Consider the following 15958-nt stretch of genomic DNA (forward strand, 5'->3'; position numbering starts at 1 on the left):
CGTCAGGAGCTGACCAGCTGGCCCGTGTCCACCGACACCGTCGCCGTGGCCGCGCGCCGGGCGTCGCCCGCCACCTCGTCCGCCGTCAGCGCGTACCCCGTCTCGGCGTCCGAGGTGGAGCGCGCGAAGACCACGCCGAACACCTTGCCGTCCGTGGTCAGCAGCGGGCCGCCGGAGTTGCCGGGCCGGACCGTGGACCGGATCGAGTAGATGTCCCGGGTGACCGCGCCGTCGTTGTAGATGTTCTGCCCGGTCGCCCGCACCCGGCTCGCCACCGTCGCCGCCTGCAGGTTCAGGCCGCCGTCCTGCGGATAGCCCGCGACCACCGCGGAGTCCCCGCGTGTCGCGCTGGTGTCGAAACTCAGCACCGGGGCGCGCAGCCCGGGCACGTACAGCACCGCCACGTCCCTGTCGGGATCGAAGAGCACCACCCGGGCCGGGTACGACCGCCCGACGCCCCCGACCCGCACGCTCGGGTGGTCGATGCCCGCCACCACGTGCGCGTTGGTCATCACCCGGTGTGCGGCGAAGACGAAACCGCTGCCCTCGCGGCCCTCGTTGCCCGAGACGCCCTCGATCTTCACCGTGCTCAGCTTCGCGGCGCTCGTCGCGGCCGGGGTGACGCTGTCACCGGAGGGCCGGGCGACCTGGGCCGTCGACTCGTTCTCGAACGGGTTGAAGACCTGCGGGAAACCCGCCTCGGCCAGCGCCGACGTGGCCCGCGAGAACCACGCGGGCGTGGTGTCCGGCATCGCCTTCTGCACCGTGCCCAGCAGCGTGGAGTTCCGTATCGACGAGTTCAGCGCCTGCGACGGGGCCGCGCCCAGGACGCTCGCCGCGACCCAGGCCACGATCAGCACCGCGACCGCGTTCGCCGCCGCGCCCCCTATCCCGTCCAGCACCCGCAGCGGGCCCCGGTCCAGCTCCCCGCGCAGCCGCAGCGCCAGCCGGCCCGCCAGTTCGTGCCCCACCACCGCGGGCACCAGCACCGTCACCACCGCGAGCGCAGTCGCCTGCGTCGTACCGCGCTCCACCAGGCCGGTCACCCAGGGCAGCACCCACACGCCGACGGCGGCACCGCCGACGAACCCGGCCAGCGAGACACAGCCGGCCACCAGCCCGCGCCGGTAACCGGACACCGCGTAGGCGAGCATCACCAGCACGAGTACAAGGTCGAGCAGGTCCACGGAGCCGCCTTTCTCTCGGACCCCTCAGTACGGACGGGACGGGCCCGGTGATCAGTCACAGACACACGCGCACGGCCACCGGACGGTGAACCGGCCACGCTTGTATGTACCCCCAGAAACGTCCTGGACCGGGATGACGGTTCCGCCAGGTGGCAGAGTGCACATCGCGGGCATGGTCCGACCGCCGGAGAGTGGCACCATGCACGTCGTCCGAAGAACACTGGAGACGCCCGGGAATCCACAGACCCCGGGCACGCTGGATATGCCGGAGACCGCCGGGTCGGCGGGGACTCTGGAAGTACCGGAGGCCGCCGGGGCGGCGGGGACTCAGGGGATATCCGAGACCGCCGGGACGCCCGAGGCGGCGGTGCCGTCCGGACTCCCGGAGACCGCCGGGGGGACACCGGGCACGCCGGAGCCGGCGGAGACCGCTCGGATGTCGCGTCGGACGGCGACGCGGGCGCTGCTCGGCTGTCTGCCCGGGCTGGTGGCCGTCCCCGTGCTCGCACTGAGCGCCCGCAGCGCCGAGAGTTCCGCCGGGGCCCCCTTCGACCGGCCCGCCCCGGTCACCCACCGCGCCCCCCGGCCGCACATCGTGCCCCGCTCCGTCTGGCTCGGCACCGCGGCGCGCCGCCAGCCGCCGCCGCGTTACGACGACAAGGTGGTCGCCGTCTTCCTGCACCACACCGACTCGCCGAGCAACTACGACTGCCGCGACGCGCCGGAGATCATCCGCCGCCTGTACGCCGGCCAGACCGGCGCCCGGAACTGGGACGACATCGGCTACAACTTCCTCGTCGACCGCTGCGGCACCATCTACGAAGGCCGCGCCGGAGGCATCGACCGGGCCGTCACCGGCGCCCACACCCAGGGCTTCAACCACCGCACCGCGGGCATCGCCGCGATCGGCACCTTCACCGCGGGCGTGCCCGTGCCCCGGGCCATGCTCGACGCGATCGCGGCGCTGGCCGCCTGGAAGCTGGGCCTCGCCGACATCGATCCGCGCGCGAGGGTCCGGCTGGTCTCCAGCAACAGCCTCAGCCGCTACCAGGCCGGCACCCCGGTCACCCTGCCCGTGCTGGCCGGCCACAACGCCGGGTTCATGACCAGCTGCCCCGGCGCCGCGCTCACCGCCCGGCTCCCGGAGATCAGGGAGCAGGCCGCGCGCCTGCAGGGCCGGACCACCCTGGTCTGGCCCATAGGAACCCCCTAGGCGCCACGCAGCCCGCTCCGAGCCCCGCGTCCTACGGTCGTGGACAGCACAAGCCGACCGGAGGTGGGGATCATGAACAGCAGTCGTACCCAGGCGCGGGCCACGGCGGAGCCCACGGAGCGGGCGCACCGGACGCGGACCGCGCGGGCCCCCTGGGCGGTGCTCTGCCCGGTCGCGACCGTCGTCCTCGGCCCGGCCGCGGCCACCGCGTCCGCCCTCGACCGGGCCAACGCCGCGCCGCTGCACCACGTGGTGCGGGCCGAGCAGCCGCAGGCGTATCTGCCGGCCGACAGCCTCCGCAGGCGTTCGGCCGGCTGAGCCGGGGCGGGCTATTCCCGGAAGCGGTCCCACAGCCGGGGGAAGCGTGCGGCGAGCGCCCGCTCGTTCTCGAAGTCCACCGGCGAGCCCTCCGGTTCGGCGGGCGCCGGGGCGATGCCCAGGTCGGGCGCGACGGTGCCGGTCAGCTGCTCGTAGGCCTCGTCCGCCGCGTAGCCGAGCTCCTCGCCGTCGCCGTCGATCTCCTCGTCGAACTCCTCCAGCAGCTCCGCCAGCGAGTCGGGATCGTGCAGGGCGCCCTCGTAGACCTCCCGGCCCTGGCCGATCAGCCAGCACCGGAAGAAGTCGAACGCGTCGTCGCTGGCCCCGTCCAGCAGTACCCAGGCCGCGCCCCACAGATCCCAGCGGTAGGCGCGGTTGTAGCGGGCCTCGAAGTGACGGGCGAAGTCCAGGATCAGGTCGGGCTCCAGCTGGAGCAGCCGGTCCACGAGCACGTCGGCCTGTTCCTCGGGATCGCCCTCGGCGGCCTCGCGTGCGGCGTCGATCAGCTCCCAGAACTCCGTCTCGTCCATCACGCCACCAGCATCGGGCCTCCACCGGTGGGGCGCACGCGGAGTACGCCGGAGTACGGCGGATCGTTATCCGGTGTGCGAACCGGCGTCCGTACGGTCGTGCGGGCGCGGACCGCCGTACAGCGCGGACAGCCGCGCCGCGTCCGCCGCGAACCGCTCCCGCAGGCTCTGCGGGGCCAGCACCTCCGCCTCCGCGCCGAGCGTCGTCAGCTGGGCGTGCGCCACCTCCTCGGACTCCACCGGCAGCGTCACCGTCACCCAGCCGGCCCCGTCCGGCTCGACCGGCCCGCTCAGAGCCTCCCGCGCGGACAGCGGATCGACGGCGTACCGCAGCATGCGCGCACCCTCCGGGGACAGCCGTACGACGACCTCGGCGCGCAGGATCGAGCGCGCGAACCGCTCGGCCTGCGCGGCCCAGTGGCCCGGCAGATCGAAGTCCGGATCACGCGCGAACCGTTCCCCCAGGGGTTCCACGGCGCCGAACCGGTCGATCCGGTAGGTGCGGAAGGGGCCATCGCCGGTCCGGCAGGAGCCCCCGTCGGCCACCCGCGCGCACAGGTACCAGACGCCCGCCTTCAGCACGAGCCCGTACGGCTCCAGCACCCGCTCCACCTCGGCCTCGCCGCGCCGGTAGCGGGCGCTGACGCGGCGGTCTTCCCACACCGCCTCCGCGACCGCCGGCAGCAGCGCGGGCGTCTCCGGCTCCCGGAACCAGGCGGGCGCGTCCAGATGGAACCGCTGGGCGGCGCTGTCCGGGGCGTCCCGCAGCGACGGCAGCAGCGCCGCGGACACCTTCAGCCGGGCGGCGGAGTGGGCATCCTCGAGCCCCATCTCCCGCAGCGCCCCCGGCACCCCGCTCAGGAACAGCGCCTCCGCCTCGCTCCTGGCCAGCCCCGTCAGCCGCGTCCGGTATCCGCCGACCAGCCGGTACCCCCCGGCCCGCCCGCGGTCCGCGTACACCGGCACGCCCGCCTCCGACAGGGCCTGCGCGTCCCGGGTGACCGTCCGCTCCGACACCTGAAGCTCGCGGGCGAGTTCGGCCGCGGTCATGGCGGGCCGGGACTGGAGGAGGAGCACCATCTTGATGAGCCGGGCGGCACGCATGCGTTCATGATGCCGGGGGCCACTGACAGCGGAAGGGGCACGGCAGGTCGCCGTACCCCTTCCTCAGGACCTCGGTGCGCGAGGCCTCGTGCTTACAGCCCGTACTTCTCGCGGGCCTCCTTGACCGCCGTGGCCTTCACCTCGCCGCGCTTGGCGAGCTGGGCCAGGGCCGCGACGACGATCGACCGGGCGTCGACGCCGAAGTGGCGGCGGGCGGCCTCACGGGTGTCCGACAGACCGAAGCCGTCGGCGCCCAGCGAGGACCAGTCCTGCTCGACCCACTGCGCGATCTGGTCCGGGACCTGGCGCATGTAGTCGGAGACGGCGAGGACCGGGCCCTCGGCGCCCTGCAGGGCCTGGCGGACGTACGGCACCCGCTCCTCGCCGCGCAGGAGGGCGGCGTCCGCCTCCATCGCGTCACGGCGCAGCTCGGACCAGGAGGTCGCCGACCAGACGTCGGCCGCGACACCCCACTCCTCGGCGAGCAGCTTCTGGGCCTCCAAGGTCCAGTGGATCGCCGTACCGGAGCCCAGCAGCTGGATGCGCGGGGCGTTGGCGGCCGGGGACAGGCCCGCGGACTCCGCCGTGTTGAAGCGGTACAGGCCCTTGACGATGCCCTCGTCGATACCGAGGCCGGCCGGCTTCGCCGGCTGCGGCAGCGGCTCGTTGTAGACCGTCAGGTAGTAGAAGACGTTCTGGTCCTCGCCCGGCTTGGCCTCGCCGTACATCCGGCGCAGACCCTCACGGACGATCACCGCGATCTCGTAGGCGAACGCGGGGTCGTACGTCAGCGCGGCCGGGTTGGTGGCGGCGATCACCGGGGAGTGGCCGTCGGCGTGCTGCAGGCCCTCGCCGGTCAGGGTCGTACGGCCCGCCGTCGCGCCGACGAGGAAGCCGCGGCCGAGCTGGTCGCCGAGCTGCCACATCTGGTCGGCGGTGCGCTGCCAGCCGAACATCGAGTAGAAGATGTAGAACGGGATCATCGCCTCGCCGTGCGTCGCGTACGCGGTGGACGCGGCGATGAAGTCGGCCATCGAACCGGCCTCGGTGATCCCCTCGTTGAGGATCTGGCCGTTCTTGGCCTCCTTGTAGTACATCAGCTGGTCGCGGTCGACCGGCTCGTACGTCTGGCCCTTGGGGGAGTAGATGCCCAGGGACGGGAACAGGCTCTCCATGCCGAAGGTGCGCGCCTCGTCGGGGACGATCGGCACCCAGCGCCTGCCCGTCTCCTTGTCGCGGACCAGGTCCTTGACCAGGCGGACGAAGGCCATCGTGGTGGCCACGTTCTGCGAGCCGGAGCCCTTGTCGAAGGCGGCGAAGGCCTTCTCGGCCGGGGCCGGCAGCGGGGCCAGGGCGTGGGTGCGGCGGGCCGGGGCGGGGCCGCCGAGGGCCGCGCGGCGCTCCTGGAGGTAGCGGACCTCGGGGGAGTCGGCGCCCGGGTGGCCGTAGGGGACCACGCCGTCGACGAAGTCGCTGTCCTTGATCGGCAGGCCGAGGCGGTCGCGCATTGCCTTGAACTCGTCCACCGTCAGCTTCTTCATCTGGTGGTTGGCGTTCTTCGACGCGAAGCCCTCGCCGAGAGTGTGGCCCTTGACCGTCTGGGCCAGGATCACGGTCGGCGCGCCCTTGTGCGAGACGGCGGCTTTGTACGCGGCGTAGACCTTGCGGGCCTCGTGACCGCCTCGCGAGAGGTGGAAGCACTCCAGGATCTTGTCGTCGCTCAGCAGCTTCGCCATCTCGGCGAGCGCCGGGTCCTTGCCGAAGAAGTCGGCGCGGATGTAGGCGGCGTCGCGGGTCTGGTACGTCTGGACCTGCGCGTCCGGTACCTCGCGCAGGCGGCGTACGAGCGCGCCGGTGGTGTCGAGCGCGAACAGCTCGTCCCAGGCCGTACCCCACAGCGTCTTGACGACGTTCCAGCCGGCGCCGCGGAACTGGGCCTCCAGCTCCTGCACGATCTTGAAGTTGGCGCGGACCGGGCCGTCGAGGCGCTGCAGGTTGCAGTTGATGACGAAGGTGAGGTTGTCCAGCTCCTCACGCGCGGCGAGCGCGAGGGCCGCGGTCGACTCGGGCTCGTCCATCTCGCCGTCGCCGAGGAAGGCCCAGACGTGCGAGGCGGAGACGTCCTTGATGCCGCGGCTGGTGAGGTAGCGGTTGAACCGCGCCTGGTAGATCGCCGACAGCGGGCCGAGGCCCATGGAGACGGTCGGGAACTCCCACAGCCAGGGCAGTCGGCGCGGGTGCGGGTAGGACGGCAGGCCGTTGCCGCCGGCCTCCTGGCGGAAGTTGTCCAGCTGGGCCTCGTTCAGGCGGCCGTCGAGGAAGGCGCGGGCGTAGATGCCGGGGGAGGCGTGGCCCTGGATGTACAGCTGGTCGCCGGAGCCGTCGCCCTCCTTGCCCTTGAAGAAGTGGTTGAAGCCGGTCTCGTACAGCCAGGCGGCGGAGGCGAAGGTGGCGATGTGGCCGCCGACGCCGTGCTTCGAGCCACGGGTGACCATCGCGGCCGCGTTCCAGCGGTTCCACGCGGTGATCCGGGCCTCCATCTCCGGGTCGCCGGGCATGTCCGGCTCGGCGGAGGTGGGGATGGTGTTGACGTAGTCCGTCTCGAGGAGCTTCGGCAGCGCGATGCCGCCCGCCTCGGCGCGCTCCAGCGTGCGGCGCATCAGGTACGCGGCGCGGTGCGGCCCGGCCTCCCTGGCGACGGCGTCGAGGGAGGCCTGCCACTCGGCGGTCTCCTCCGGGTCGCGGTCGGGGAGCTGGTCGAGCGCGCTCTGCTGGATGGCGTTGGGGTCGGTCATGTCGCCGCCTTCCTCAGTCGAAGGGGGGTTCCCTCATCGGTAAGGGTTCGGGGGTGCCCTAGGTCTTTGGCAGGACAGGGCGGGGACTTCGGTGGAAGTCCGTCGGCGACTGTAACTCCCTGATCGATGATCGATCAAAGGTTTCAGGGGGAAAAAGTCTCGATTCCGAGAAAGTCGGCACGCGGTGCCTTGACAGATGGCACCGGGTGACGCCGAATCGCCTTGTTTTCGCAGGTGGGGTGGCGTCTGAGCGGGGGCCTGCTCGACTGAACCAAGCCCGCGTCAGGCCCGTGGCGCGCAGCCCAGCACGTGCGCCTTCACGATCTCGGGGATGCGGGGGTCCCGCCTCTTGAAGGCGGCCACCAGCTCCTCGTGCTCCTCCGCGTACGACTGCTGGACCGTGCCCAGCCAGCGGATGGACAGCGCCGTGAAGACCTCGATGCCCAGGCCCTCCCAGGTGTGCAGCAGCACCGAGTTGTGCGCCGCGCGCACCAGTTCGCGGTGGAAGCCGACGGTGTGGCGCACCTGCGCGGTGCCGTCGGCCTTGCGGTCGGCCTCGTACAGCGCCAGCACATGCGGCTCCAGCGCCGAGCAGTCCTCCGCGAGACGGTCGGCCGCCAGCTCCGCCGCGATGGCCTCCAGCCCGGCGCGCACGGGGTAGCTCTCCTCCAGGTCGGCCGCGGTCAGGTTCCGCACCCGGACGCCCTTGTTCGGCGCGGACTCGATCAGCCGCAGCGACTCCAGCTCGCGCAGCGCCTCCCGTACCGGTGTCTGGCTGACCTCCAGCTCGGTCGCGATCCGCCGCTCCACGATCCGCTCACCCGGCTGCCAGCGCCCGCTGACGATTCCCTCCACGATGTGCTCGCGGATCTGTTCGCGCAGCGAGTGGACGACGGGCGCGGTCATTGAGGGCTCCTTAGGGAGGGCTGACGCTTAGACAATACGGCGGGTTCGCTCCGTGGGTAGGGCGCGCGGGGGTGCTTTGGTGCAGGTGAGACGAGGCGCACATGGTCACTGGGGCGCCTGAGGGACCCGATGCGCAGGGCCGTCGGACGGGTGCGGGCGGGTTTGTGGCGATCGCGCGGGACCTGGTCCATCCCGCCGGGTCCGCGGTCGTGTTCGAGAGATCCGGCGGCACCGCGCCCCCGCGTGTACGAGCAGAGCCCCCGCCCGGAGAAGGATTCCGGACGGGGGCTCTCGCCGTACTGATCAGGGAGATCAGAGGCCGAGCTCGACCTCGAACTCGCCCGCCTCCAGGATCGCCTTGACCGCCGTCAGGTAACGGGCCGCGTCGGCGCCGTCGACCAGGCGGTGGTCGTAGGAGAGGGTCAGGTAGGTCATGTCGCGGACGCCGATGACCGTGCCCTCCTCGGTCTCGATGACGGCCGGACGCTTGACCGTGGCACCGATGCCGAGGATCGCGACCTGGCCCGGCGGCACGATGATCGTGTCGAACAGCGCGCCACGCGAACCGGTGTTGGAGATGGTGAAGGTCGCGCCGGACAGCTCGTCCGGGGTGATCTTGTTGGCGCGGACCTTGCCGGCCAGCTCCGCCGTGGCCTTGGCGATGCCCGCGATGTTGAGGTCGCCGGCGTGCTTGATGACCGGGGTCATCAGGCCCTTCTCGGAGTCCACCGCGATACCGATGTTCTCGGTGTCGAAGTAGGTGATGGTGCCCTCGGACTCGTTGATCTTGGCGTTGATGACCGGGTGGGCCTTCAGCGCCTGGGCCGCCGCCTTCACGAAGAACGGCATCGGGGAGAGCTTGACGCCCTCGCGCGCGGCGAAGGAGTCCTTGGCCTGGCCGCGCAGCCGCATCAGGCGGGTGACGTCGACCTCGACGACCGACGACAGCTGGGCCTGCTCGTGCAGCGCCTTGACCATGTTGTCGCCGATGACCTTGCGGATGCGGGGCATCTTGACGGTCTGGCCGCGGAGGGGGGAGACCTCCAGGGCCGGGGCCTTCTTGGCGGCCGGAGCGGCAGCGGCGGCCGGAGCCGGGGCGGCCGCGGCGGCCTTCGCCGCCTCGGCGGCGGCGAGGACGTCCTGCTTGCGGATACGGCCGCCGACGCCGGTGCCCTTGACGGTGGCCAGGTCGACGCCGTTCTCGGCGGCAAGCTTGCGCACCAGCGGGGTCACGTAGGCGCCCTCGTCGGTCGCCTGGGTGGCGGTCGGGTGGGTCGGCGCGGTGGCCGGGGTGACCGGAGCCGGGGCGGGCGCCGGAGCCGGGGCCGCGGGCTGGACCGGGGCCGGGGCGGCAGCGGCGGGCGCGGCCGGGGCCGGAGCCGGGGCGGCGGGGGCGGCCGGGGCAGCCGGAGCCGCGGGGGCGGCCGGGGCCGGGGCAGCGGCGGCGGGCGCCGGGGCGGCCGGAGCCGGAGCGGCGGCCGGGGCGGCACCCGGGGCGCCGATGACGGCGAGCTTGGCGCCGACCTCGGCGGTCTCGTCCTCGTTCACCACGATCTCCAGCAGCACGCCGGAGGCGGGCGCCGGGATCTCGGTGTCGACCTTGTCCGTGGAGACCTCGAGCAGCGGCTCGTCGGCCTCGACGGAGTCGCCGACCGACTTCAGCCAGCGGGTGACGGTGCCCTCGGTGACGGACTCACCGAGCGCGGGCAGGACCACGTCCGTGCCGGTGGCGCCACCGGCCGGAGCGGCGGGGGCCGGGGCGGCGGGCGCGGCCGGAGCCGCGGGGGCCTCGGCGACCGGGGCCGGGGCGGCGGGGGCCGCCGGAGCCGGGGCCTCGGCGGCGGCGGGGGCCGGGGCGGCCGCGGGGGCGCCGGTGCCGTCGTCGATCACGGCCAGCTCGGCGCCGACCTCGACGGTCTCGTCCTCGGCGACCTTGATGGAGGACAGGACACCGGAGACGGGCGAGGGGATCTCGGTGTCGACCTTGTCGGTCGACACCTCCAGCAGCGGCTCGTCGGCCTCGACGCGCTCGCCCTCGGCCTTCAGCCAGCGGGTGACAGTGCCCTCGGTGACGCTCTCACCGAGCGCCGGAAGGGTTACGGAAACCGCCATGGTTTCGGTTGCTCCTAACGAATTGCGGAAGTCTGTGTCGTCGCGCCCGTGGACCGAAGGCTCAGTCGTGGGAGTGCAGCGGCTTGCCGGCCAGGGCCAGGTGGGCCTCGCCGAGCGCCTCGTTCTGCGTCGGGTGGGCGTGGATGAGCTGGGCGACCTCGGCCGGCAGCGCCTCCCAGTTGTAGATCAGCTGGGCCTCGCCGACCTGCTCACCCATGCGGTCGCCGACCATGTGGACGCCGACCACGGCACCGTCCTTGACCTGGACGAGCTTGATCTCGCCCGCGGTCTTCAGGATCTTGCTCTTGCCGTTGCCCGCCAGGTTGTACTTCAGAGCGACGACCTTGTCCGCGCCGTAGATCTCCTTGGCCTTGGCCTCGGAGATACCGACGGAGGCGACCTCCGGGTGGCAGTACGTCACCCGCGGGACACCGTCGTAGTCGATCGGAACGACCTTCAGACCGGCCAGACGCTCCGCCACCAGGATGCCCTCGGCGAAGCCGACGTGCGCGAGCTGAAGCGTCGGGACGAGGTCGCCGACGGCGGAGATGGTCGGAACGTTGGTCCGCATGTACTCGTCGACGAGGACGTAACCGCGGTCCATGGCAACCCCGGCCTCCTCGTAGCCCAGGCCCTGCGAGACCGGGCCCCGGCCGACGGCGACGAGGAGGACCTCGGCCTCGAACTCCTTGCCGTCCGCCAGGGTGACCTTCACGCCGTCCTGGGTGTACTCGGCCTTCTGGAAGAAGGTGCCGAGGTTGAACTTGATGCCGCGCTTGCGGAACGCGCGCTCGAGAAGCTTCGAGGAGTTCTCGTCCTCGACCGGGACGAGGTGCTTCAGGCCCTCGATGATCGTGACGTCCGAGCCGAAGGACTTCCACGCCGAGGCGAACTCGACGCCGATGACACCGCCGCCCAGGATGATCGCGGACTTCGGCACGCGGTCCAGGACGAGGGCGTGGTCGGAGGAGATGATCCGGTTGCCGTCGATGTCCAGGCCCGGCAGCGACTTCGGCACGGAGCCGGTCGCCAGCAGGACGTGGCGGCCCTGGATGCGCTGCCCGTTCACGTCGACGGAGGTGGGGGAGGACAGGCGCCCCTCACCCTCGATGTACGTCACCTTCCGGGACGCGATGAGACCCTGCAGGCCCTTGTACAGGCCGGAGATCACGTCGTCCTTGTACTTGTGGACGGCCGGGACGTCGATGCCCTCGAAGGTGGCCTTGACGCCGAACTGCTCGCTCTCGCGGGCCTGGTCGGCGATCTCGCCCGCGTGCAGCAGGGCCTTGGTGGGGATGCAACCCCGGTGCAGGCAGGTGCCGCCGACCTTGTCCTTCTCGATCAGGGCGACGTCCAGGCCCAGCTGCGCCCCGCGCAGGGCCGCGGCGTAACCACCGCTACCACCGCCGAGGATCACTAGGTCGAAAACGGTGCTGGCGTCGTTCGCCACGTCACGTCCTCCATGCATGTGCGCCGTACGCCGGTCTCCTGTGACCGGCAGGCGGCTGGTGTCCGGCCGCTTGATGCTTCGGCCCTTCGGTGGGGGCCCTGTCCTGCCGGGCTCCATCTTTACACCTGTCGGAGGAGATCGAGACGCCGGGCCAGTGTGTGAGACGTCCCACGTCCACTTGAAACGAAGGGGGAAGCGGCCCACGGAAAGGGGCGCGGGAAGCTGTGCGACCAGCCCCCCGCGCCCCGAAAGCCGCCGTACGACGTGCGACCCGAGCTGATGGGCGACCGTTACCCCAGGTCACCCGCGGCCGTGAGTTCCGCCAGCCGCACCAGCGTCCGCACAGCCGACCCCGTACCACCCTTCGGCGTGTAACCGAAGGGACCGCCCTCGTTGAAGGCCGGGCCGGCGATGTCGAGGTGCGCCCACGTGATCCCCTCGCCCACGAACTCGCGCAGGAACAGACCGGCGACCAGCCCGCCGCCCATCCGCTCGCCCATGTTCGCGATGTCGGCGACCTGGGACTCCATGCCCTTGCGCAGGTGCTCCGGCAGCGGCATCGGCCAGGCCGGCTCGCCGACCTCCTCCGCCGCCTCGTGCACCGCGGAGCGGAACGCGTCGTCGTTGGCCATGACACCGAACGTCCGGCTGCCGAGGGCGAGCATCATGGCGCCGGTGAGGGTCGCGACGTCCACGATCGCGTCCGGGCTCTCCTGCGAGGCCGCCCACAGCGCGTCCGCGAGCACCAGCCGGCCCTCGGCGTCGGTGTTGAGGACCTCCACCGTCTTGCCGCTGTACATGCGCAGCACGTCACCCGGGCGCACCGCGGAGCCGGACGGCATGTTCTCCGCCAGCGCCAGCCAGCCGGTGAGGTTGACCTCCAGGCCGAGACGCGCGGCGGCGACGACGGCGGCGAACACGGCGGCGGCACCGCTCATGTCGCACTTCATCGTCTCGTTGTGCCCGGCCGGCTTGAGCGAGATGCCGCCCGAGTCGTAGGTGATGCCCTTGCCGACGAAGGCCAGGTGCTTGTCCGCCTTCGGGTGCGTGTACGACAGCTTCACCAGACGCGGCGTGGCCGCGGAGCCGGCGCCGACGCCGAGGATGCCGCCGTAGCCGCCCTTGGTCAGGGCTTTGTCGTCGAGCACCTGCACCTTGATGCCGTGCTCCTTGGCCGCGGTCTGCGCGATGCCGGCGAAGATGGCGGGAGTCAGGTCGTTCGGCGGGGTGTTGATCAGGTCGCGGGCGCGGTTCAGCTCCTCGGTGACCGCGACGGCGCGGGCGACGGCCCCCTTGTGGGCGGCGTCGCGCGGCTTGCCGCCGAGCAGCGCGGCCTCGGCCAGCGGCGCCTTGCCGTTCTTGGCCTTGGCGTCCTTGCCGTTCTCCTTGTAGACGTCGAAGGAGTACGCGCCGAGCAGGATGCCCTCGGCGATCGCACCGACGGCGCCCGGGCTGTCGACCGGCAGGGCGAACGCGGCCTTCTTGGAGCCGGCGAGCGCGCGGGCGGCCACGCCGGCGGCCTTGCGCAGCGCCTCGGCGTCGTAGCCCTCGCCGCCCTCGCCGTCCTCGTCCTCGGTCTTGGCGTCCGGCTCCGCGCCCAGGCCGACCGCCACCACGAGCGGTGCCTTGAAGCCCGCCGGAGCGGGCAGCTTCGTCAGCTCGCCCTCGGCACCCGAGGCGCCGAGGGTTTCCAGGACGCCGGCCAGCTTGCCGTCGTACGCCTCGTCCACGGCCTCGGCGCCCGGCGCTACGACGAGGTCCCCAGACCTGGATCCAGTGCCCTTGGCGACACCGATCACGATCGCGTCGGCCCGCAGGCCGGGCGCCGCGGCGGTGCTGAGAGTCAGAGCAGTCACGGTGGTGAAATCTCGCTTCCGATGTGAAGTTGCTGTGGCCGTTGCGATCCTCGGTCGTCCTTGTGGGACGACCGCCGCAGTGGGGTAGGTCGACCGGGCCCGAGAGCCGACCCTAGGTCCATGCCTGGGCGCGGGTGGCAACCGGGGCCTTCACCCTGTCGGCGAACACCCGGGACGAGACTACGCGCGTGCGCGCGATCGCTCATTCCTGCGGGCGTTCACCTGTGTGTGGCGTCATGGTCACTTCGGCCACCGCCGAGGGTCTTCCGCCGGACTCATCCCGCACGAGGGACCCCGGGCACGCTGCCCATCGGGCTGGGCTCCGCCCGCTGAAAGGCGCCCACGACGGAGGTGCCGGCCAGCCGGTCGGCGAGGGAGCGGCGGCCGGGGAAGACCACCGTCAGCGCGTTGACCAGGAACAGCACCACCGCGACGGCCCACACCAGCAGCGACAGCCCGAACCTCCCCTCGATCAGCAGCACACAGGCCAGCGCGTACACCGCGACGTCGGCGGCGGTGGTGACGGCGGCGCGGCGCAGGGCGTGCCGGGACAGCCGCGGAGTGACACGCAGGCCGAGCACGCCCTTGCCGAGGGTGCGGCCGGGCCAGGTGAGGCAGGCCCACTGGTAGAGGAACGTGACGACGACGAGTGCGCCGAAGGCCTCCTCCACGTCCAGGACCACCGTGCCCCACACGGACAGGCCGAGGTGTTCGGAGGCGCCGATGACGTCACCGCGCGAGGTCACGAGGTCCAGGCCGCCCCGTGTCGCCAGCTCGGGCACGTCGGTCACGAGGGCGGTGACGCGATGGAAGGTGAGTATCGCGAGCAGGGTGGCCGCCGACGCGATGAGTGCGAAGTCCATGAACCAGGCCAGGGCACGGCGCAGCTTCAGCACGGAATTCCCCCGATGTGCAACTCTCTTGTCCGTGTACGGGCGGAGAGCTTAGCGGGTGCCTCAGCCGCCCAGGGACAACACGATCAACGACGTTGTCGCGGCCGTCTCCGCCAGCGCGCCGAAGACGTCCCCCGTCACCCCGCCGAACCGGCTCACGCAGCGGCGCAGCAGGAGTTCGGCCACGGCCAGGGACAGCAGGACCGCCGCCGCCGTGCGTACGGCGGCGTACGGGCCGAGGGCCGTCCCCCAGGCCGCCGAACCGATCGTGAAGGCCGCCGTGACGGCCAGCGCGCCCGGCACCGGTACGACCCCGGCCACCGCCGCCCCCAAGCCCTCGGGCCGGGCGGCCGGGACTCCCGCCCGCGCGGCCAGGGTGAGGGCGAGCCGGGCCGTGACCGCCGAGACGACGGCCGCCAGGGCACCCCGGAACCATGAGTCGCCGTACAGCTGGGCCAGGACGGCGACTTGGGCCAGGAGCACCAGCACCAGGGTGAGGACGCCGAACGGGCCGATGTCCGACTGCTTCATGATCCGCAGCGCGTCCTCCGCGGGCTTGCCGCTGCCCAGCCCGTCGGCGGTGTCGGCGAGACCGTCGAGGTGCAGTCCGCGGGTCAGGGCGGCGGGTACGGCGACGGAGGCGACGGCGGCGAGCAGCGGGCCGGCGCCGAGGAGGAGCAGCAGCAGCCCGAGTCCGGCCGCGCAGGCGCCCACGGCCAGTCCGGCGACCGGGGCGTTCAGCATCCCGCCGCGTGCGGCCTCGCGGTCCCAGCGGTGCACCGGGACGGGCAGCACGGTGAGGGTGCCGAAGGCGAAGCGGAGGCCGTGGAGCGGTGAGGACTTGGGCACCGGCGCAGGTTACCCGGCGGTCGCGGAGCCGCTTTCCATGCCCGGGGATAAGGTGCGCATATGGGGCACTGGTGGGTGCGGAACATCGTCGAACCGGGCAAGCTCCCGCTGCTGCTCGCCCTCGCCGCCTTCCTGTTCACGTTCGTCGTGACCCGGGTGATCACCCGGCTGATCCGGGCCGGCAAGGGCCCGTTCGGGAACGTGAAGGCGGGCGGGCTGCACATCCACCACGTCGTCCCCGGGGTCGTCCTCACCGTCGTCGGCGGGTTCGGCGCGGTCGCCAGCGACCGGCACGGCGCCGGCGGCGCCATCGCCGCCGTGCTGTTCGGGATGGGGGTCGGGCTGGTCCTGGACGAGTTCGCGCTGATCCTGCACCTGGACGACGTCTACTGGACCGAGGAGGGCCGCAAAAGCGTCGAGGTCGTCGTGCTGACCGCCGCGCTCGTCGGGCTGCTGCTCGCCGGATTCGCCCCGTTCGGCGTCAACGACCTGTCCGCGCAGGAACTTCAGGGCCGCGGCGGCGCCCTCGGCACCATCGCCGTCAACTTCCTCTTCGCCCTCGTCGCGCTGAGCAAGGGCAAGGCGCGCGTCGCGGTCTTCGGGGCGATCGTGCCGCTGGTCGCGCTGGTCGGCGCCGTCCGGCTGGCCCGTCCCGGCTCGCCGTGGGCCCGGCGCTTCTACGGCCGCCGGCCCCGCGCCCGCGCCAAGGCCGCGCTGCGCATCTATCGGCACGATCGTCGTTGGG

13 protein-coding genes are annotated in these 15958 nt (G+C 72.4%); 3 read left to right on the forward strand and 10 right to left on the reverse strand.

Annotation, left to right across the window (positions count from 1 at the left end; all coding sequences use genetic code 11):
- Window positions 1–2 precede the first annotated feature (2 nt).
- A complete protein-coding gene (locus ACIBJF_RS22525; protein WP_399176063.1) occupies window positions 3–1187 on the reverse strand; it encodes a MarP family serine protease in 1185 nt (394 codons plus the stop codon).
- A 436-nt stretch (window positions 1188–1623) separates the two neighbouring features.
- On the opposite strand from ACIBJF_RS22525, the gene ACIBJF_RS22530 reads away from it, so the two are divergent.
- Both ACIBJF_RS22530 and ACIBJF_RS22535 read left to right on the forward strand, forming a co-directional pair.
- A complete protein-coding gene (locus tag ACIBJF_RS22530) occupies window positions 1624–2400 on the forward strand; it encodes a peptidoglycan recognition protein (RefSeq protein WP_399176066.1) in 777 nt (258 codons plus the stop codon).
- Between the two features lie 72 nt (window positions 2401–2472).
- On the forward strand, window positions 2473–2718 hold the full coding sequence (locus ACIBJF_RS22535; RefSeq protein ID WP_399176067.1) for a hypothetical protein: 246 nt from the start codon (window positions 2473–2475) through the stop codon (window positions 2716–2718).
- 11 nt (window positions 2719–2729) lie between these two features.
- Here the strand turns inward: ACIBJF_RS22535 and ACIBJF_RS22540 are convergent, their stop codons facing one another.
- The 9 genes from ACIBJF_RS22540 to ACIBJF_RS22580 form a co-directional block, all read right to left on the reverse strand.
- Window positions 2730–3248, reverse strand: coding sequence for a DUF4240 domain-containing protein (locus ACIBJF_RS22540; RefSeq protein WP_399176216.1), 519 nt, complete (start codon window positions 3246–3248; stop codon window positions 2730–2732).
- A 66-nt stretch (window positions 3249–3314) separates the two neighbouring features.
- Window positions 3315–4352, reverse strand: a complete 1038-nt coding sequence (locus tag ACIBJF_RS22545; protein WP_399176069.1) for a helix-turn-helix transcriptional regulator — start codon at window positions 4350–4352, stop codon at window positions 3315–3317.
- Between the two features lie 92 nt (window positions 4353–4444).
- On the reverse strand, window positions 4445–7147 hold the full coding sequence (gene aceE, locus ACIBJF_RS22550) for a pyruvate dehydrogenase (acetyl-transferring), homodimeric type (RefSeq protein WP_399176071.1): 2703 nt from the start codon (window positions 7145–7147) through the stop codon (window positions 4445–4447).
- A gap of 282 nt (window positions 7148–7429) precedes the next feature.
- A complete protein-coding gene (locus ACIBJF_RS22555) occupies window positions 7430–8053 on the reverse strand; it encodes a GntR family transcriptional regulator (RefSeq protein ID WP_351798522.1) in 624 nt (207 codons plus the stop codon).
- Between the two features lie 312 nt (window positions 8054–8365).
- The gene (gene sucB, locus ACIBJF_RS22560) at window positions 8366–10165 is read right to left on the reverse strand and encodes a 2-oxoglutarate dehydrogenase, E2 component, dihydrolipoamide succinyltransferase (protein ID WP_399176073.1); all 1800 of its coding nucleotides are present in this window, start codon (window positions 10163–10165) and stop codon (window positions 8366–8368) included.
- Window positions 10166–10226: 61 nt separating this feature from the next.
- Window positions 10227–11615, reverse strand: a complete 1389-nt coding sequence (gene lpdA / locus ACIBJF_RS22565; protein WP_356315799.1) for a dihydrolipoyl dehydrogenase — start codon at window positions 11613–11615, stop codon at window positions 10227–10229.
- Between the two features lie 290 nt (window positions 11616–11905).
- Entirely contained in the window at window positions 11906–13471 is a 1566-nt protein-coding gene (locus ACIBJF_RS22570) for a leucyl aminopeptidase (protein WP_399176075.1), read from the reverse strand.
- Between the two features lie 275 nt (window positions 13472–13746).
- On the reverse strand, window positions 13747–14367 hold the full coding sequence (locus ACIBJF_RS22575; RefSeq protein WP_399176077.1) for an RDD family protein: 621 nt from the start codon (window positions 14365–14367) through the stop codon (window positions 13747–13749).
- Between the two features lie 60 nt (window positions 14368–14427).
- Window positions 14428–15213: an adenosylcobinamide-GDP ribazoletransferase gene (locus ACIBJF_RS22580; protein WP_399176079.1), complete on the reverse strand. Its 786-nt coding sequence runs from the start codon at window positions 15211–15213 to the stop codon at window positions 14428–14430.
- Window positions 15214–15273: 60 nt separating this feature from the next.
- Between ACIBJF_RS22580 and ACIBJF_RS22585 the strand changes: the two genes are divergently transcribed.
- Window positions 15274–15958: hypothetical protein (locus tag ACIBJF_RS22585; RefSeq protein WP_399176081.1), on the forward strand; the 685-nt coding region annotated here is incomplete at its 3' end.

The sequence above is a fragment of the Streptomyces sp. NPDC050743 genome (genome assembly GCF_044456925.1).
GTDB lineage: Bacteria > Actinomycetota > Actinomycetes > Streptomycetales > Streptomycetaceae > Streptomyces.

Coding starts and splice junctions, on each gene's coding strand:
- ACIBJF_RS22540 (WP_399176216.1), bottom strand. CDS start 3,248: ATGGACGAGACGGAGTTCTGGGAGCTGATCGACGCCGCACGCGAGGCC.
- ACIBJF_RS22530 (WP_399176066.1), top strand. CDS start 1,624: ATGTCGCGTCGGACGGCGACGCGGGCGCTGCTCGGCTGTCTGCCCGGG.
- aceE (WP_399176071.1), bottom strand. CDS start 7,147: ATGACCGACCCCAACGCCATCCAGCAGAGCGCGCTCGACCAGCTCCCC.
- ACIBJF_RS22555 (WP_351798522.1), bottom strand. CDS start 8,053: ATGACCGCGCCCGTCGTCCACTCGCTGCGCGAACAGATCCGCGAGCAC.
- ACIBJF_RS22535 (WP_399176067.1), top strand. CDS start 2,473: ATGAACAGCAGTCGTACCCAGGCGCGGGCCACGGCGGAGCCCACGGAG.
- ACIBJF_RS22545 (WP_399176069.1), bottom strand. CDS start 4,352: ATGCGTGCCGCCCGGCTCATCAAGATGGTGCTCCTCCTCCAGTCCCGG.
- sucB (WP_399176073.1), bottom strand. CDS start 10,165: ATGGCGGTTTCCGTAACCCTTCCGGCGCTCGGTGAGAGCGTCACCGAG.